General features: G+C 66.8%; 13 protein-coding genes. 6 read left to right on the top strand and 7 right to left on the bottom strand.

Translation table 11 applies throughout. The features are described 5' to 3' along the window. Nucleotides 1-39: 39 nt before the first annotated feature. Entirely contained in the window at nucleotides 40-2,784 is a 2,745-nt protein-coding gene (locus ACVW07_RS14445; RefSeq protein WP_456819929.1) for an Ig-like domain repeat protein, read from the top strand. A 94-nt stretch (nucleotides 2,785-2,878) separates the two neighbouring features. Here ACVW07_RS14445 and ACVW07_RS14440 read toward each other — a convergent pair whose 3' ends face one another. Then, nucleotides 2,879-3,064 carry a hypothetical protein gene (locus tag ACVW07_RS14440; protein WP_456819928.1) on the bottom strand — a complete coding sequence of 62 codons (186 nt, stop codon included), beginning with the start codon at nucleotides 3,062-3,064 and terminating at the stop codon, nucleotides 2,879-2,881. Nucleotides 3,065-4,114: 1,050 nt separating this feature from the next. On the opposite strand from ACVW07_RS14440, the gene ACVW07_RS14435 reads away from it, so the two are divergent. Further along, on the top strand, nucleotides 4,115-5,416 hold the full coding sequence (locus ACVW07_RS14435; protein ID WP_456819927.1) for a DNA sulfur modification protein DndB: 1,302 nt from the start codon (nucleotides 4,115-4,117) through the stop codon (nucleotides 5,414-5,416). A gap of 317 nt (nucleotides 5,417-5,733) precedes the next feature. On the opposite strand, the gene ACVW07_RS14430 is transcribed toward ACVW07_RS14435, so the two are convergent. Then, complete coding sequence (locus tag ACVW07_RS14430; protein ID WP_456819926.1) at nucleotides 5,734-7,272, bottom strand: DNA cytosine methyltransferase; 1,539 nt, start codon at nucleotides 7,270-7,272, stop codon at nucleotides 5,734-5,736. A 102-nt stretch (nucleotides 7,273-7,374) separates the two neighbouring features. Between ACVW07_RS14430 and ACVW07_RS14425 the strand changes: the two genes are divergently transcribed. The 4 genes from ACVW07_RS14425 to ACVW07_RS14410 all read left to right on the top strand — a co-directional run bounded on the left by ACVW07_RS14425 (nucleotide 7,375) and on the right by ACVW07_RS14410 (nucleotide 11,742). Continuing rightward, on the top strand, nucleotides 7,375-7,803 hold the full coding sequence (locus tag ACVW07_RS14425) for a very short patch repair endonuclease (RefSeq protein ID WP_456819925.1): 429 nt from the start codon (nucleotides 7,375-7,377) through the stop codon (nucleotides 7,801-7,803). Between the two features lie 258 nt (nucleotides 7,804-8,061). Continuing rightward, the gene (locus tag ACVW07_RS14420) at nucleotides 8,062-9,930 is read left to right on the top strand and encodes a hypothetical protein (RefSeq protein ID WP_456819924.1); all 1,869 of its coding nucleotides are present in this window, start codon (nucleotides 8,062-8,064) and stop codon (nucleotides 9,928-9,930) included. Beyond that, nucleotides 9,927-10,868, top strand: coding sequence for a hypothetical protein (locus ACVW07_RS14415; protein ID WP_456819923.1), 942 nt, complete (start codon nucleotides 9,927-9,929; stop codon nucleotides 10,866-10,868). The genes ACVW07_RS14420 and ACVW07_RS14415 overlap by 4 nt, the downstream gene beginning before the upstream one ends. Further along, on the top strand, nucleotides 10,861-11,742 hold the full coding sequence (locus ACVW07_RS14410; protein ID WP_456819922.1) for a hypothetical protein: 882 nt from the start codon (nucleotides 10,861-10,863) through the stop codon (nucleotides 11,740-11,742). The genes ACVW07_RS14415 and ACVW07_RS14410 overlap by 8 nt, the downstream gene beginning before the upstream one ends. Nucleotides 11,743-11,838: 96 nt before the next feature. Here ACVW07_RS14410 and ACVW07_RS14405 read toward each other — a convergent pair whose 3' ends face one another. The 5 genes from ACVW07_RS14405 to ACVW07_RS14385 all read right to left on the bottom strand — a co-directional run bounded on the left by ACVW07_RS14405 (nucleotide 11,839) and on the right by ACVW07_RS14385 (nucleotide 16,928). Continuing rightward, complete coding sequence (locus tag ACVW07_RS14405; protein ID WP_456819921.1) at nucleotides 11,839-12,225, bottom strand: hypothetical protein; 387 nt, start codon at nucleotides 12,223-12,225, stop codon at nucleotides 11,839-11,841. Beyond that, complete coding sequence (locus ACVW07_RS14400) at nucleotides 12,222-14,210, bottom strand: hypothetical protein (RefSeq protein ID WP_456819920.1); 1,989 nt, start codon at nucleotides 14,208-14,210, stop codon at nucleotides 12,222-12,224. The genes ACVW07_RS14405 and ACVW07_RS14400 overlap by 4 nt, the downstream gene beginning before the upstream one ends. A gap of 596 nt (nucleotides 14,211-14,806) precedes the next feature. Beyond that, nucleotides 14,807-15,838, bottom strand: a complete 1,032-nt coding sequence (locus ACVW07_RS14395) for a PfkB family carbohydrate kinase (RefSeq protein WP_456819919.1) — start codon at nucleotides 15,836-15,838, stop codon at nucleotides 14,807-14,809. Nucleotide 15,839: 1 nt separating this feature from the next. Next, nucleotides 15,840-16,346, bottom strand: a complete 507-nt coding sequence (locus tag ACVW07_RS14390) for a hypothetical protein (RefSeq protein ID WP_456819918.1) — start codon at nucleotides 16,344-16,346, stop codon at nucleotides 15,840-15,842. A gap of 75 nt (nucleotides 16,347-16,421) precedes the next feature. Next, on the bottom strand, nucleotides 16,422-16,928 hold the full coding sequence (locus ACVW07_RS14385) for a hypothetical protein (protein ID WP_456819917.1): 507 nt from the start codon (nucleotides 16,926-16,928) through the stop codon (nucleotides 16,422-16,424). Between the last annotated feature and the right edge of the window lie 22 nt (nucleotides 16,929-16,950).

The following is a 16,950-nucleotide window of genomic DNA, read 5'->3' as shown; positions in this document are numbered from 1 at the left end:
CGGTGCGAGCCCGTCCCCCACCGACCGGGGAAGCGGCCGGTGCGCAGCGCGGTCGCGCACCGCGCTGTCGGCGGGGCCCTCGCAGCCGCGCTCGTCGCCGCCGCGCTGACCGTCCCGCTCGCAGGTCCCGCCAGCGCAGCCACCGACGGAACGCTCGACCAGACCCTGACCGGGACGCTGCTGGTCGTGCAGGCGGACGGCTCCGCCGTGGACTCGTTGCAGTACGCCATCCGCACCGACGACGGGGCGATCGTTCCCGTCGACCCTGCCGGTCAGCAGGCGACGTTCGACGCCGCACAGTCCGGCGACTCGGTGGTCGCCGTCGTCCAGGGTGACGTCGACGCGGCCGCCCAAGGCGACCCGGCACAGGTCGTCGCTGCGTCCGTGGCGCCGCAGGTCCAGGCGACCGGCGGGGTGACCCCGCTGAAGCTGTACGTGGTCGCCGACAACGACTCGTCCGCGACCGGTGACGTGACTCTGGCACAGGCCCTGACCAGCGTGCAGCACTCGTTGGACTACTGGGACCGTGACGGCCAAGGTGTGTTCGCCACCGGCACGATCGCAGCCTCGGCGACCTGGAACTCCTCCAACGTGTGCTCCCTGGACTACTGGGGCCTGTGGAACGCGACCGACGACCTCTTCCCCGGCGTCGACTTCCAGAGCGGCCTGGGCAATCACCTCGTCGTGTTCACCCCCAGCTCCTGCACGAAGCCGTACGCCGGCATCGCGACCGTCGGCGGTGGAGCGGCGACGGGCGGCACCGTCGAGATCGTCGGGAACCTGCCCGCAGCCGTCACCCACGAGCTCGGGCACAACTTCGGCCTGGGTCACTCCGACCTGCAGTACTCGAACGCCAGCAACGTGTGGACCACCGCGGCCTACTACGGCACGTTCGGTCCGATGGGTCCCGTCATCGCCAACGAGGAGCCGAGCTCGTTGGACGTGGCCTTCCAGGAGAAGCTGAACGTCACCGGCGCCGCCGCCGCCGTCCGGACCGCGACCGCGGACACGTCAGTGACGCTCACGCCGTCGAACGCCTCCACCGGCACCCGTGCGCTGAAGTTCGTGGACCCGGGCACCAACGAGGTGTACTTCGTCGAGTACCGGGCCGGTACCGGCTCCGACGTGCCGTCGTTCTACACCGGCCCCTACGCGAGCGGCGGGCTGTCCCAGGGCGGGCTGCCCATCTACTACAACCCGGGCGTGCGCATCTACAAGCACGACGGGTACGCCGTCACGACGCAGAGCCAGCGTCAGGGCTCGACCGTGCGTACGACGTTCCAGGCGGGGCAGTCGTTCACGCCGGCGTCGGGCAGGTTCACCGTCACGGTGAGCTCGACGAACGGTTCGGTTGCGGGCGTGGACCTGAAGTTCAACGGTGGCATCACGCCGCCGCCGGCTGGTCCGAAGGCATCGACCACGACCGCGACCGTGACCGCCAACCCGTACGGGACCGCGTCGATCGTGAACGTCAAGGTGACGGCGACGGGTGCGACCGCCACCGGAAGCGTCGGGGTGTACTCCGGTGCGACCCTGCTCGGGACCGGTGCACTGTCGGCCACCGGAACGGCGTCGATCAGCCTGTCGCCGACGTTGGCAGCCGGCTCGTACGCGCTGACGCTGAAGTACGCCGGTGACGGAAGCGTCGCGGCGTCGACCGGGTCGGTGAGCCTGGCGGTCCGCAAGTCGGGCTCGACGACCACGCTGGCGCTCGCGGGCTCGACCGCCACCGTCGCCGTGAGCACCGAGACCGGCGTACCGGCCAGTGGCACCATCGAGGTCTACGAGGGCTCGACGAGGCTCGCGTCGGGCTCGGTCGCGTCGCCGGCCACCCTCGCGCTGCCGGAGCTGGCGGCCGGGTCGCACACCCTGACCGCGAAGTACCTGGGCACGGCGAACATCGCCGGGTCGCAGGCGTCCGCGTCCCTGTCGACCTCGAAGGTGGCCACGACCACAGCAGCGACGGCCTCGGACACCACGTACGGCACCGCAGGCGGCGTCGACGTCACGGTCACGGCCGCCGACGGCCGGCCGGTCACGGGCACGGTCACCGTCCTGAACGGGACCGCCAGCATGGCGTCCGGCACGTTGACCGCAGGTTCGGGCCGCATCAAGCTGCCGACGACGCTCGCAGCGGGCACGTACAACCTGAGCGTCCAGTACGCGGGCACCGCCTACCTGTCCCCCTCGAGCGCCACGGTGTCCCTGACGGTCACGGCCGCCGCATCGAGCCTGGCGCCGAGCACCACCACCTGGAAGTTCGGTCAGCCGACGCCGATCAAGGTGCCCGTCACCAGCGCGACCGGTGGGCCGGCCACCGGCAAGGTCGGCATCTACGACGCCGGCGGGAACCTGCTCGGAGAGGCGAACGTCCTGTCCGGCGCGGCGAACGTCAACCTGCCGGCTTCGACTCCTGTCGGGACGTACGCGCTCGAGGCCCGGTACTCCGGCAACGCGACCATCGCCCCCGCGACGACGTCGGTCACCGCGGTGGTGACGGCAGCGAAGTCCACGCTGTCCGCGTCGATCAAGTCGAGCGTGATCGGTGCCGCCGCCATCGACGTCGTCGTCGACGTCGACACCCGGATCCTGGCGAACCAGGGCACCGCGGAGATCTGGTCGGGCGGGGTCCTGCTCGGCTCGGCACCCGTGGTGAACGGTAGGGCGCTGGTCAGCCTGGCGAACCTGCCGCTCGGGACGTACGCGTGGTCGGCGGTGTTCACCGGGGCGCCCGACATCGCTACTGGGACGTTTGCCAGCACCATCGCGCTCAGGGTCCACTGAGTCGCACGGCGACGACGCCGGCCCTGGACGGGGCAGAGGGCCCCACTCGCATGATGATGCGGGTGGGGCCTTCGGCTTGCTGGCGGACGAACCGTCAGAACCAGTCCGAGAACAGTCGGCCCAGCCCCCGAACCACCAATGCGATCCCCCGCCCGATGTTGACGATCAGGCTGACGAAATCGATAAATTCCCCGGCGCGGGTGATGCCGCGGCCGACAGCGCGGAACGGCCGAGTGACCAGCTGCCAGAAGCCGGTCTGGGGGCCCTCGCCTGTCGTCACGGCCGAAGAGTCGCACCTCGACCCGGCGGGATCAACGAGGGATAGGCCACTCGGAGGCATCGGACCGATCGTGGAGCTCACCGGGTTGTCGCTTGGCTGGGCCGTTACTGCGGCCCTCGACCGAGCCGCTGACCTTCCAACGCCGGGCATCCGACACCGGCGTCGTGACGGTACCCGGCCAGCGGGCCGCCCTCGGCGGGTCTCACGCCACTGCTGCCGGGTCCGGGCCTCCCACGCTTGCCACTAGATGAAGCAATGCCGAGCCAAATCGGAGCAGCGGGAACGACGAAGGGCCCCACTTCCGCATGATCATGCGGGTGGGGCCCTTCGACTGGCGGTAGCGGTGGGGTTGATTGGCAGTAGTTGGATGGGGTCGACGGGGGTCGATGAGGTGTCACTGACCTGGGCTTACGTGTTGTCTGGCCGTGTAATGCGTTGCACGATCTCGGGCTTGCTGGGGCTCGAAAGCGGAGAGCAACGGCGACCAATTCAGCGGCTGCGGCAGTTCGAGGTCATGAACCGATAGCGGAGCAACCTCGGTTGTCGGAGGTCCGGGTCAAGGGTGGCGCCAGCCATCGCGGAGCGACGCCGTAGGCGCCCTTGACGTGGGCCGGAGACGGCCGGACGATCGGCGGTCGGTGCGGGGCCGGGCGGTCAGGACAGTGCAACTCGGCGGTGGTAGCGGCGGTTCCGGGGATGACCTCGGGGCCGCCTTCGTCGTGTGTGGGAGGCCGTACGGGTGGGGTGCGCGCAGCGAGCTTGCGAGCGCAGCGCGGGGCCCCGCCCGGGAGGCCGACCGCGCGCGGCGGAGCCGCGCGCCTTGAGTCAGTAAGGAAAGTTCTCACGAGCGCGCGGGCATCCCGAGGCACGAGCCGCCTGGCAGAGCGAGCGCGAGAGGCGGCTCGTACCGTTACGGCGCGTGTGAGCGTCTGCTGGCAGTTACTCCGATGGGGTGAAGCTTCAGGGATTTAATCTTAATCTATGTCGATCTAGCTAGTTGCCTGGTTAGCTACCTCCATCGCCAGTTCAGCTCACACCCAGGAGGTTCCGATGAACGACTCGCCCATCCTTCCCACGGGGTACGACCCCTTCGAGCGGTTCTTCGCCAGCCGGTACAAGCAGGGCAGCCGGACCGTCTACTCGGTGGACTTCTCGGTGCGTGAGCTCGTGACGTTCCTGCCGAAGCCCGACCCGGACAAGCCGCTCGACAGCAAGTCCACGCAGCGGCGCATCGTGCCGAAGCACGCCCAGGACTTTGCCGAGTACCTGCTGGAGCAGCCGGAGTGGGTCTCGCCCGCTCTGCTCCTGCGGGCTCCCGCAGACATCTTCAAGTTCGAGTCCTACGACGCAATCGCGACCAGCACCACGCAGTTCGGCATCCTCGCGGTTCCGAAGGACGCCAAGAACGAGATCCAGATCGTCGACGGCCAGCACCGCACCCTCGGGTTCCACCTTGCGTGGGAGCTCCTGGGTCGCCGGATCGAGGAGGCTCGCGCGAACCTGGCGGCGGCAAAGCAGCAGGGCGAGCCGGCTCTCGTGGAGCACCACCAGAAGCACCTGGACCGCATCCTGGCCGTGCGGGACCGCCTCGGCTCGGAGCGTGTGTCCGTCCAGATCGTGCTGGTGGAGACGCCGGAGGTCGCGCGACGCATTTTCGTCGACATCAACGACAACGCCAAGGGCATCACGGGCTCGGTGCGGGACCGCTTCAACGACCGGACGGCCGTCGGCAAGGCCCTCAACGTGGTCCTGGACACCTCCGAGCTGCTGCAGGGGCGGGTTGACCTCGAGCAGGACCGTGTGGGCGGGTCCTCGCCCTACCTGCTCGGCGCCAAGCACGTCGCAGACGTCATCCGTGCCCTAGCCGTGGGTAACGGCCGGATCGGCAGCGTCGTGGCGAAGTCGCTCAAGGAGATCGACCTCGTCAAGTCCTTCGACGCCTTCGAGGACGCGATCGTGGAGGCGTTCCCGCTGCTCGCCGACGTCATCGACGGCGACCTCGCGGCCGGTGAGCTCCGTCAGCAGCACCTCATCGGCTCCAACGTCATCGTCCGCGCCTTCGCAGCGGCGTGGCACGAGCTGCGCCTCGCCGGTATGACGCCGGAGCAGATCACCAAGGCCTGGGCGAACTTCGATGAGCACATGGCGCTCCCCGTCTTCGCGAACACGTCGGACAGCTGGTTCGCTCTCGGTGTCATCGAGCCGCGCGAGGGCGGGTCCTTCGCCACTCGCTCGCGTGCCCAGGACTTCAAGGTGCTGACCAAGTTCATCGTCGGCCAGAGCCACGCCGGCGACGCCGCGACCTGGCACCGAGCTGACTCGGAGGACAAGGCCATCATCCCGGCTAAGTGAGCGAACCTCGTTGGGCAGCCCGGGCTCGGAGGGGTCACCTCTGAGCCCGGGCGCCTTGGCGTCGCACCAATTTCGACGCACCTGTGCCGGTCGGCGCCCCCCCAGGCTGCCCCCTAGACGCGTTCCGCCCGGGCGCAGCACGTCGTTGCTGGTGGATCGGACGGGCGTCATCGCGGAGTCCTCGATGGCGTCGTCGTAGGCGGTGGCCGTGGGGCCGCGTGACGCAGGCGGAGGTTCCTGAGGATCCCGAGAACGATCCGAGTCAGCCGCCTCTGTTCGAGATCGAGCCCTTTCGAGGCCTCGGCTTGCACGACGGTTTAGCTCGTCACGCCATCCGGCGACTGGTTCAGGTATTCGTAGATCGACTCCGCAATCTTGCGGCCGAGCGGGACCGGCACCGCGTTGCCGATCTGCTTCGCGATGTCGAGCTTCGACCCACACCACTTGAAGTCGTCGGGGAACCCCTGGAGTCGCGCCGCCTCGAAATGGGTGATGGGGCGATGCTCGGTCGGGTGGAGATATCGCCCCTTCTCGGGCTTGAAGAACTCCGTGCGGATCGTCACCGAGGGCTCTCCGCACCGGAGCCGGCCCATGACGTCCCCAGCACCTGCGTCGTGCGCGTCCCAGGCTTCCGTCGAGAGGTACTCGAGCTCAGCATTGCGGTCGACATCCCCGTCGCTGACGACGGCCCGGAACTTCTCGGACTTGCTGCGGCGAGTGCGGGTCTCGGCTGCCCATTCGAACGCGGCGATGGACGTCACCACGATCCGTCGGTTTGTGGTCGCCCCAGCGTCAACAACGAAGTGCGCACCAAGGACGTTCAGCTCACCTTCACTGCCACGAGGCTCGCCATCCTTTTCGATGATGATCTCTGCCCCGTCGTCAAACCTGCATGCATACCTACCTCGCAGGTTCTTTCGGTTCCCGCTCGTTGGGATCGCCTGGTAGCGCGAGACCGAAATCGTCTCCGGTCGTCGTCCGATGTGCAAGTCAGTCGTCAGGAACGGGCCGGCGAACTTGCCGTCGACACCTTGGACCGGCTTCCGATCGGAGGTCGGCAGGTCTGCGGCAATCGCCATGCGAGCACTGTCGGCGAAGACTCCGTCAACGCTCTCCCATGCCGTCTCCGCGCCAAGAGGGAGGTCGAGTCCCTTGAGCGCCACCTTGTGGCGCAGAACGTCCTTTGAGTGCGTCGGCTTGGGGTAGCGCAGCAGGTCGACGCGGAGGTCGACGTCAGTGCGAACTCCGATCACGATGGCCCGACGTCGAGCCTGGGCAGCTCCATAGTTGGCTGCGTTCAGCAAGTAGCGACGGTCGTGCTCCCACTCGGTCTCGCCAGGCTTTGAGCCCGGGTCGACCAGGCGGTAGTTCGTGAGGTCGGCTCCCCCGATGCGCTCCTTCAGGTCCTTGAACTCCACGGACCGCAGGAACCTGTCGACGTTCTCGATGACGAAGACCTTTGGCTGGAGTGCGACCACGACGCGGATGAACTCCTGCCACAGGGTGTTTCGCGTGGCGCGCACCTTCTCGCGGTTCAGTCCCGAGAATCCCTGGCAGGGCGGACCGCCCACGACGACGTCGACGTCGCCGGGTATCCACTTGGGTTCCCAGCCGTCGATGTCGCGGCAGACGATCTCCGGGGGGTCGAAGTTGCCGCAGCGCGTCGATCCGCCACCGAAGTTGGCCGCATATGAGGCGGCTGCAGCTGGCTCCCACTCCACGGCACCGACGGTCCGGAACACGGGTCCGGCGCCACCTTCGGGCCGGTACTGGTGGAACCCCTCGGTCAGGCCCCCACAGCCCGCAAACAGGTCCAGGACCGTGACGGGGTTGGGGCGGAGTTCCACGCTTGTCATTCGCCGATTCTAGCTGCTGCCAGCCTGTCTCTGACCAGGGGAAACGCGGTTCTCTCTCTTGCGCACACAAGCTGGTCGTGCACTGTGGGTACCGTGGCAGCCATGGCGTACGTCGGTCCCCATCCGGGGGCGTCCAGCCCCTCGGTTGGCCGCCGCATGAGCACAGCACGGCGTCGTGACACGAAGCCCGAGCTCGACGTTCGGAGGCTCCTGCATGCCCACGGTTTTCGGTACCGCGTCGCCTACCCCGTACCCGGGGCGGCCCGACGGAGTATCGACATCGCGTTCACCAAGGTGAAGGTCGCGGTGTTCCTCGACGGCTGCTTCTGGCACGGTTGCCCCGAGCACGGCACGCAGCCACGGGCTAACGCCGACTGGTGGGTCGTCAAGCTCCGTCGAAACATGGCGAGGGATGCCGAGACGGACGACATGCTCGAGGCGGCCGGATGGCGGGTGATGCGATTTTGGGAGCACGAGAGCCCGGAAGTGGTCGCCGACCGAATCTGCTCAGTTGTCCGGACGCCTGGCTGAACGCCAGCGCGGAAGCCAGTCGAGTCCCGCCGCCCAGCCCGGGCCACGCGGCGCCCGAGGCGGCACCCAGGCTGCGCGCGGCGTGCAGAACTCTTCCGGCACAACCGGGGCAACCACGGCAAGGCCCACGTTGGCCCGGCCTTGTGTGGAATCCTGACGTGGGTCCTCGACGACGAAGGGTGCTGTGCGCTGATGCGGTGGCAGTGGGGAGAGCAGGGCCGGGCGTACGCAAACTACGGGAACGCGAACCAATGGACAGTGAGCGCAGGGCTCGGTTCATTGGCTCGCGAGGCCACACAGAACACCAACGACGCGCGGCGTCCAGGCGAAGCGGCCGAACTCGTGTACACGTTCATCCGACTGACGGGTGAAGCCCGGCGCGATTTCGAGCATGCGGCGGACTGGGACGAACTCGATCGTCACCTCGAAAGCATGGGGCAGTCGGCAGACGGCGCGATCTCAGCGGGTCAGATTGCGGAGGGCCGCACGGCGGTGCGAGATCGGGAGGACCTGGTCCTTCTTCGTATCGCCGACTACGGCTGCGGGGGCCTTACGGGACCGGAGTTTGAGGACGAAGCCGCCAGCCCCGAAGAGTTCGGCAACTTCATCAAGCTCTGTCGTATGGACCTGTACAGCGGAAAGGCAGAGGCGGCGGGCGGCAGCTTCGGGCTGGGCAAGGCGGTCTACTGGCGTTTCTCTGCACTTCAGACGGTGTTGTTCAACTCCACTGTGGCAACGGTTGACGCAGTAGGCGGACGCGCGAGCACACGCATTTTCGGCGTGCAGCAGGGCGTCGTTCATATCGTCAACGGCACCCGTTACCAAGGACGGGGGTACTTCGGAGTCGCGGCGCTCAGCCCGGGCGAGGGGGACGATGTGACGTCTAGCTGGGGCGACATCGAGCTGGCTCGACGCTTGCGTCTTGAGCGTCAGGACGCACGGCCGGGCACCTCGGCCCTCCTGCTCGGGTTCTACGATCCGGACGGCGAGTTGGATGAGGATCCCGACACACGGATGACCCGCTACGTCGAGCACCTGCGCCAGGGTGTGGAGGAGAACTTCTGGCCGCTGATCACCCGCGGCCGCCTCTCGGTTCGCATCGAGTCATTCGACAACGACGCACTCGTGGTGTCGAAGACCATCGATCCCGAAGAGACCTTCGCCGAGCTGTCACGGGCGCTCACGAGATACGACGCCGGGGATGTCGACGCTTCACTGGAGCAGGTCGGCGATGTCGTGGTGCGGGATATCCCGATCGAGATCTCGAGCCGGAAGGACGGCCACGAGGCGTTCACCCACACGGCAAAGCTCGTCGTGACCTTGTCGGACGAGTCGCCCGACTCGCTCGAGGATCAGGTTTGCCTGCTTCGACGCTCCGAGATGGTCGTCGAGACCATCGAGCGCAAGTACGAGGGACACAAGTACCACGCCTTTCTTCTCGCGGGCGCCGCGGTCGCGAAGGACAGCCCAACGACGCATCAGATGCATGCAGACGACTTCCTCCGTTTCGCGGAGCCGCCGGCGCACGATCAGTGGATCCCGCGTTCGGGGCGCGCTCAGGCGTCGCAGGTCAACGTCAGCACTCGGTACTTCCAGCCGTGGAGGAAGAACCTGACGGACATCCCGGAGTCGATCCGCAAGGAGCTTCGAGCGCTGTTTGGTCCGCCGCCTGTCGAAGCCGGTCAGCCGCCCGAGTCGGTCCTCCGCAACATGCGCTTCCTTCGCGGTGGACCCGGGACGGGCGGCGGGACAGGTGGCGCTTCTCATGCAAGCCCGAAGATCGAGATCCTCAAGGAACAGATCGTCGACGGGCGATGGGAGCTTGATTTCAGAGTCAGCGCCCCGAACCGAGAGGCAGGATGGTCGGTCCGTCCCGTGTTCGTGGCGTTGGGTGCTGACGGTTCGCACACAGAGATTCCATGGGATCGAGATCTGAGGATCGTCGAGGGCGGACGGACGGTCGACGGCTGCGTTCAACTCGACCACATCCCCAGGAAGCGCCGCCTGAGCGCGGTCGTCAGTGCACGCGGAGGATCGCTGCCGCTCCGCGCGACGGAGGTCGTCGTCGACGTCTTGGTCAAGGACGTTCGGACAGCTCAAGCGCATCTCACGGAGGTCGACGCATGAGCCCGCTTTACCCGTGGCCGACGTATCGCGAACCCTGGGATCTCGAGATCGAGGCTGTTGAGATCGACGGCCAGGACTCCACCGCCCTCGCAGATGCCGCGAGGTACCGGATCGAACTTGACGGCCGCGAGTGGACGAACGCTGCACTCCGTGTCCGTGCACACGCCCGTGATTCGGTCGACGGGCTCGTACCGACGGCCGGGTACGTGATGGTCTCGACACGGCAGAGCGCGTCGCGCGCCTCGTTCGTTCTGACACCTGATGGCTCAGGCTGGGTCGGGACCGTCCATCTCACCAAGGACACCCTCGCAGGTAAGTCCGTCGTCGAGGCGCACCTAACTGCGCGCATTGGCGACAGGCTGCGGGTCATCGCGAGATCTCACTCTTGGGACGTGGTGGCCGACGCCGGAAGCGCTCCGAGGCCACCGGGCGCTCCGCCGCTCGACTTCACGTGGGTCGACTTCCGGAAGCCTGACGCGCCAGAGCTCGCACGGTTGGATCCCGCCGCCTACTGCGTTGTTGACGTAACCGACGGAGGGGCGACTCTCCTGCTCAACGAAGGCATCGAGGGATTCAAGGAGATCCTCTATCTCAAGAGCCCAAAACTCGAGAAGCGGCGTCTCCAGGACCTCCTGGGCGCGGACGTCGCACGTCAGGCGACGACGGCGCTGCTCCGAGCCGCGGTCGACGAAGTGGCTTCGACCGCGGACGACGATGACGCGCAGCTGCCCGGGAACTCCCGTCTGGTGGAGGTGCTCGACGCGGTGTCGAGCGGCATGGGCTTGAATTCCACTCACGACCTAGTTGCACGCATTGCGACGGCCCGCACGATCGACGAACGAAACCGACTATGGGCCGACATGGACACGACCGTTGCGCGCCTGACGGGCGTCTCGTCTGCCCTCGCCCTCGCCTGCAAGGGAGCTATCGATGCCTAGGTCACTGGGCACTTACAGCAGGGACCTGACGACCGACGAGCGGAATCGCGCCCGGGCAGACCATGGCTCCGCGAACCCGTACGAGACGGACGTCATACGTTCCGATGCATCCAGGATCTCCCTCGCGTCGTTCGAGTCACTCATGCAGTCGTTCTGGACCCTCGAGGAAGAAGGTTCGTGGTCAGATGCTCCGTCGAGCGATCGTTGGCTCGCGCCGCGACTGCATGCAGCCTTGCGACTCACTCGCCGGGAGGCATCGGATCAGCTCACGTGGCTGTGGCTCGCTCTGCACAACGACCGGTACGTCACGTGGCGTTGGGGCCAGGATGCACCGGCCAACCGCTGGAAGGGTGCGATTCACAAGCAGGCATTCGCGCGACTGTGGTGGAGTGCGGAACTGCTTCGCGTCGGCTCCGACTACCGCCCTGTCGAGCGAGCGCTCGTGAAGCAAGACTTTGTAAACTCGTATCTGCATCGTCCGGCGATACGGAACCGCCCACTCGCAACCGAGCTCGTAGCCCTAACGGACGGCTCGCGCCCGGGCTTTGGACCCATGTCGGCGGATGACATCAATCTTCTGGCCGTCACCGTGAATCTTGCTCTGGCCGGCACGCCCCCAGAGGTCGAAATCGGCCCGCAAGACGACGACACGGGCAGCTATGCCGAATGGGTCCGCTCGGGCGCCGCGATCGGCGACTGGGCGACGCTACCTCCAGGGCCGCCCACGCAGGACGTGACCGAGCAGCAGCTCAGCGCCGCACGGACGGTAGTGGACCGCTGCTGGTCCTATCGTTCCGACCTAGTGGAGGCGCACGCCAGCCGCGCGGCTCAGCGTGCCCGGGACTCCGACGAGCGCGAGGCCTCTTCCACCTGAGAACGTCGCGGACGCTCGGCACCGGCGGACCGCTTCTCGGGCAGGGCGAGCGGGGTGGGGAAGCAATCGGCCACCTCCCCACCCCGCGTTGCGCCCCTACCGCCCGCGACCGCCGGGCACCCGCTGACACCAGCGGGGCACACCCAGCGCCCTGGCGACTACACCCTCGAGCCGACGCACCTCGGCCGGGTCGAGCGTCGGCCTGAGGGGCAGAACGACCTGGCAAGTGAAGACCTGCCGCTTGGCCGGCACGTCGAGGTGGGAACGGATCCGTGCCGACACGTCGGTCTTCAGCCGCACTGCGCTTCCGACATAGTCCGCGAGGAACACTCCCGACGCCGGGTGCCGGTGCCCCAGAACGTAGATCGCCACGGGCCACTTGACGAGGGCGCCGACCTCGGCGAGCTGCGGGCGAGGATGGTCGAGTGCCTCACCCACGAGAGCACAGAGGTCGCGGTATCGGCTGGCGGTCAACTGGCTCACTTGTTGACCTCGTCCTCGTCCTCGAACTCGTCCTCGAGCTCGTCCTCGAACTCGTCGTCGCGCTCGTCCTCGTCGCCGGAACCTACGTCGCCGTCCGGCAGCTCGTCCTCGTCGAACGCCGAGAGCACGTCGTCCTCGTTGCCGAAGCGCGCGTAGATCTTCGACAGCTGGCTGGGCAACGTCTCATAGACCGCTGCGCTAGTGAGACCGAGCTTCTCGATGAGCTTCGCACCGTGCTCGTCCTTGGCTGCCACGAGGTCCATGAGCGTGGTCTGCGCCGCGAGGAGCCTCTCCAGCAGCTCGACCTCGTCGCTCTTGTACCGCTCCTCCGGAGTCTGCTTGACCACGGTCGGCGTGGTCCGCTTGGCCTTGGGCTCAGGGATCTCTCCGTCATCGGTGAAGGCGAGCGCGCGCACGCCCTTGTTGCCTCTCTGCCAGGTGGGCGGAAAGTGCAGCGGGTCTCCATGCGGGTCCAGCTTGACCGTGCCGTCGATGTCGAACTGGCGCGGCTTCTCGCGCCGCTCACCATCCGCCCAGGCGATGGCGTCGGCGAGCAGGTGAACGCCACCGACGCGCTTCGCCAGCGCTTCCACCACCTTCTCCACGCTGCCACGGAGCTCCGTGATCCCGTCGACGGTGGACCCCTGGTCACCCAGGAGCAGACCGGAGGCGCACAAAGCCGGACCACCGCGGGCCACCAGCTCAGCCAGCGCCGAACTGTCGGAGTTGCCCGCCAGGACGTCCGCGACGCAGTCCTTCCGCAGCTCGTCGCTGGAGACACCGGTCAAGTTCCACGTCGACATCAGGATGTCGGGCGTGAACGCTCGCATCAGCGCGCGCTCGGCCGAATCCGCCGCCTGGTCGAACTGCCGGACAACGAGGGGGGCGATGAGCGTGGCCCGCTTAGCCTTCGTCAGCCTGGCACCGGGCTCTGTGATGAGGAACTCACGTAGCACGGGGTCGTTCTTGGCGTCGCAGGCGGCCCGCACCAGGGTGGCCGCCCGCACCGAGGGCTTACCCGCGACGTTCGGGTCGCGGCCGAGGATGGCCGCCGCGTCGTTCTCCGCCAGCCGACCCGCGGTTTGCAGACGAAGCACGAAGCGCTCCCCGATGACATTGCTCTGAGCCACCTCGGTGAACGGCCGGGGCTGCACGTGGACGCTCTCGACGTAGTCGTTGACGATCATCGGGAAGTTGGCCGTGATCGGCGTGACCATGTCGTCCTCGACGGCACCAACGACGATCAGCGCCGGCATGTGCGCGCCCCGGGCGGCGGCCAGCGTCTTCGACGAGGTCGGCGTGGTCGAGAACCGGTCCGTGAGCGTCTGGTGCGACTGGCGGAGGTACGCCAGCGGCTCGTGGCTGTGCTCCAGCGGATCGGCAGCGTCGACTTCCGTGAGCTCATGACAGGCTTCGACACGGGTGCTGCCCTCGATGGTGTGGAGGAACCAACGCTCCTCGAGCGTGCCATCGGTGTGGGAGACCCGAGCGCGCGCGAGCACCACGACCGGCGGGTTCCAGACTCCGCGAGGGTTCGTTGCGATCTGGATCAGCAGGTCGTGCGAACGGATCTCCGACGCACTGAGGCGCACTGCTGTGGCCAGGTCGGCCAGCGACGGCGTGTGGTAGTCGACGACCGCCGGCATGTGGTGGCGGCCGATAGGCCAGGGGCGCGGGCGCGCACCGGCGCCGGTAGCCGTCTGGATCTTGTAGCGGCTACGACCATTACCACCGTCACCCGAGATCATGGACGTCCACACCCGGGTCTGCTGCGCGAGCAGGAAGTACCCCGCAGGGGTCTGGATCGCCTGGAGGTGGCCGAAGGGCGACTTGGCGTCGATCTGGTTGCGAACCTCGGACGGGTCCACCGTCGCCGTTGCCATTGCGAAAGCGGCGTCAGCGGGCAGTCCGAACGCCGTCTCGAGACGCCTAGCAGCGTTCTTGATGGCCTGGCCGGCGGCGAGGTCGGGGAAGTCGACCGACACGCCTCCGAGGATGAAGTTTGTCGTGGAGTGCGACATGAAGAAACGAGTCCTCTCGAACGGAACTATTCGGCGCCAAATCAGGGGCGCAGTCCCGTGAGACTCGTCCCAGGTGGCCCTTCCATCGCGTGGCGTGGGTCCGATCTGGCGATCGAGCTGACTCGGTGAACATCCTCGGATACTCGGGCTGACGACCGAGCGGCGACACGACAGTCCCTAGGACTTCTTGACGCTGCCCGACCCAAGGCCCACCGATGATGTCCCGAACAGGTCGATCACCTGCAGGGTAGCAGGCGACAGGCATTCGGTACGGAGTCGAGGAACTCCGTCTTACAGGCGAGACGAACCGGACTGGAAGGCGCGCCAGCTTCCGGACGCTGCGCTATCGGGACGACAGCCTGTGTGGTGGTTCCCGCAACCCGCCGACGTCGCGCGACGGAAGCCGCCCCGCGGAGACAGGGCGAGGTAGGAGGCCCATCCGCATGATCGGGCTCGCGGGCCGGAACCTTGTGAGGCACGCGACTGTACGGGGAACCGACTCAGGCACCTGCCATGCGCTGGTTTAGAGAGGGTCGGAGGCCCGTGCGGCGTTTCCCGAACTAGGCCTCGAGGGTGGTGCATGCCGGGCACGACACGTTGCCGTTGTCGGAGACCTCTTCGCGTGTAGCACTCGCCCCGTGCTGCAGGTGGACGTCCAGGATGCCCGGACCGTGCTCGACGTACATACCGCCTCGGGCGCCCTCGAAGCCGCAGTTCCAGGCCGCTAGCTCCTGGCCGTACTGAAGCGCGTCGGCGACGCGCTCCAGGCTCGAGGCCTCTAGGCCTTCGCGACCGTTGGTCGCCAACCTCGACAGGAGTCCGGCGGTGCACCAGTCACCCGACCCACATGTATCGACGATGTCGTCGCGGTCGACGGCACTCAGTGCGCTCCACCCGGAAGCGCGCCCGTTGATCTTGCGGCGGAATCTCAACCCATCCGAGCCGAGGGTCTGTACCTCCAAGAGGGTCGCGGTGTCATCGCCCATCGTGCCGCCTGCGTCGCTCAGGCGCTGGTCCGCGTACTTAACAACGTGCGCTAGACGCAACGCCTCGGCGAACAACTTCGGGTCGGACCGGCCAGATGGTTCGAACATCACGACCGCGCCGCGGTTGCTCGCGATCTGGGCGAGGGTGAGCGTCGCGCGCGAAAGTCGATCGAGGAAGAAGACGTCCACGGCTCCCATGGACCGCTCGACGTCGGGAACGACAGTCCGGGTAATGGCACTGAAACGTGGTAGCCAGCTGCCACATCGACGGCACTCCCACTTGAACCGGTGCTTCCGGGAGCCGTCGGGGCGCACCTGGTTCTCCTGGATGATGATCGGCGTGCTGACCTGCGGACCGCTATGCAGGAAATCGAGCTTGACGCCCCATCGGTGCATGTCGGCGGCGACTCGAGCCGCGGCAGAGTCGGAGTTTAGGCGTGCAATCGGATAGGAGTTCCATCCGACGTACGACAGGATCGACAGGACATTGCCGCAGGTTCCTCCCGCCCACGATCGGACGGGCCGGTCGAGGTCGGCACTAACCACGAGGTCGAGCGCGACCAGTCCTGCACCGAAGACGGTGGGGCATCCCGTCGTGGCCGGCATGCTATTCCTCTGCAATCCGTGTCGCGGTCGTCTGTTGATCCTTGTATGGCTCACCTTCGAGCCATACGTGGGCGAGCGTCGGACCGGATTCCGGCCGGTCCTTCTCGTTGTACTCATAACTGAAATCTTCGCGATACATCACGGCCAGGTTGAGCTCGATGGCGGCGAGCAGGACCCCGACGGCCATGATCTTACTCCCCAGCGGTGACACGACCAGTCGGGACCCACCCATTTCGTCAAACACTTGAACTCGCAAACCGTTTAAACGCACGATCGCGCGGTACAGGTCGAGAGGGTCACCTTCGTCAGCATAAACGATAGAGCGCGGCTCGACGTCCGGGATCGGCGCGTCACTTCCAAGCAGTTCATGGAGGAGATTGTCGCCCGTTCGTGGGTCGCGTGCCGGAAAAGGAAACACAGGGCACACCTCATCTGGCCGAATGTACTCGTTCAGAGAGGCGAGAACGGCTTTTCGGCCCGGCGCGATCAAGGGCATCCACAACGTCACCGGATCAGGTGACGCGGTGAGGAACGAGTCGGGCCTAAATCCATGCACGGCAGTCACGCGATCTGACGCGGTCACCTATATCTGCGCGTCAAGGTCAGGCTGGTGCGCGACCACGAGGTGCAGGTTTGCCGGTCTTCCGCTATCGCAGTGCATCGTCCTAAGTAGCCGCACCAACGGGTAGCTGATCCCGACCGACATTGCCGATAGATCGACGACCACGTCGGTGTAGTCGTGAAGGTCCAGGCGGCTGATGGCATCTGCGACGACACGGCCTCCTTGCACAGCGCCATCTTCTTCGAACACGTCGATCTGAATATCACGGTGCGACTGAACGGCCGCCTTCAGTCGAGCGTAGTTGTCCTCGGCCAACGGCAGCAGTGACAGGTTAGGCGGAGCGGAGCGCTCCTCCCGCACGAAGACGCCGTCGAGCGTTCCGGTGTTCACCTCGGCAAGCTTCTCGCAAAGCAGACTCGTGCGCGGGTCGAACCCGACGCCTGCGATGACCAGAGTGCGCCTATTTGACGCGCCGAAGTACTCAACAGCGAACTGATCGAAGGCCGCTTCGTAATGTGTGACGGCCAAGTCCCACCGTGGGTCGACACGC

Source organism: Cellulomonas sp. URHB0016 (genome assembly GCF_054057935.1).
This window is presented reverse-complemented; position numbering and strand designations above follow the sequence as displayed.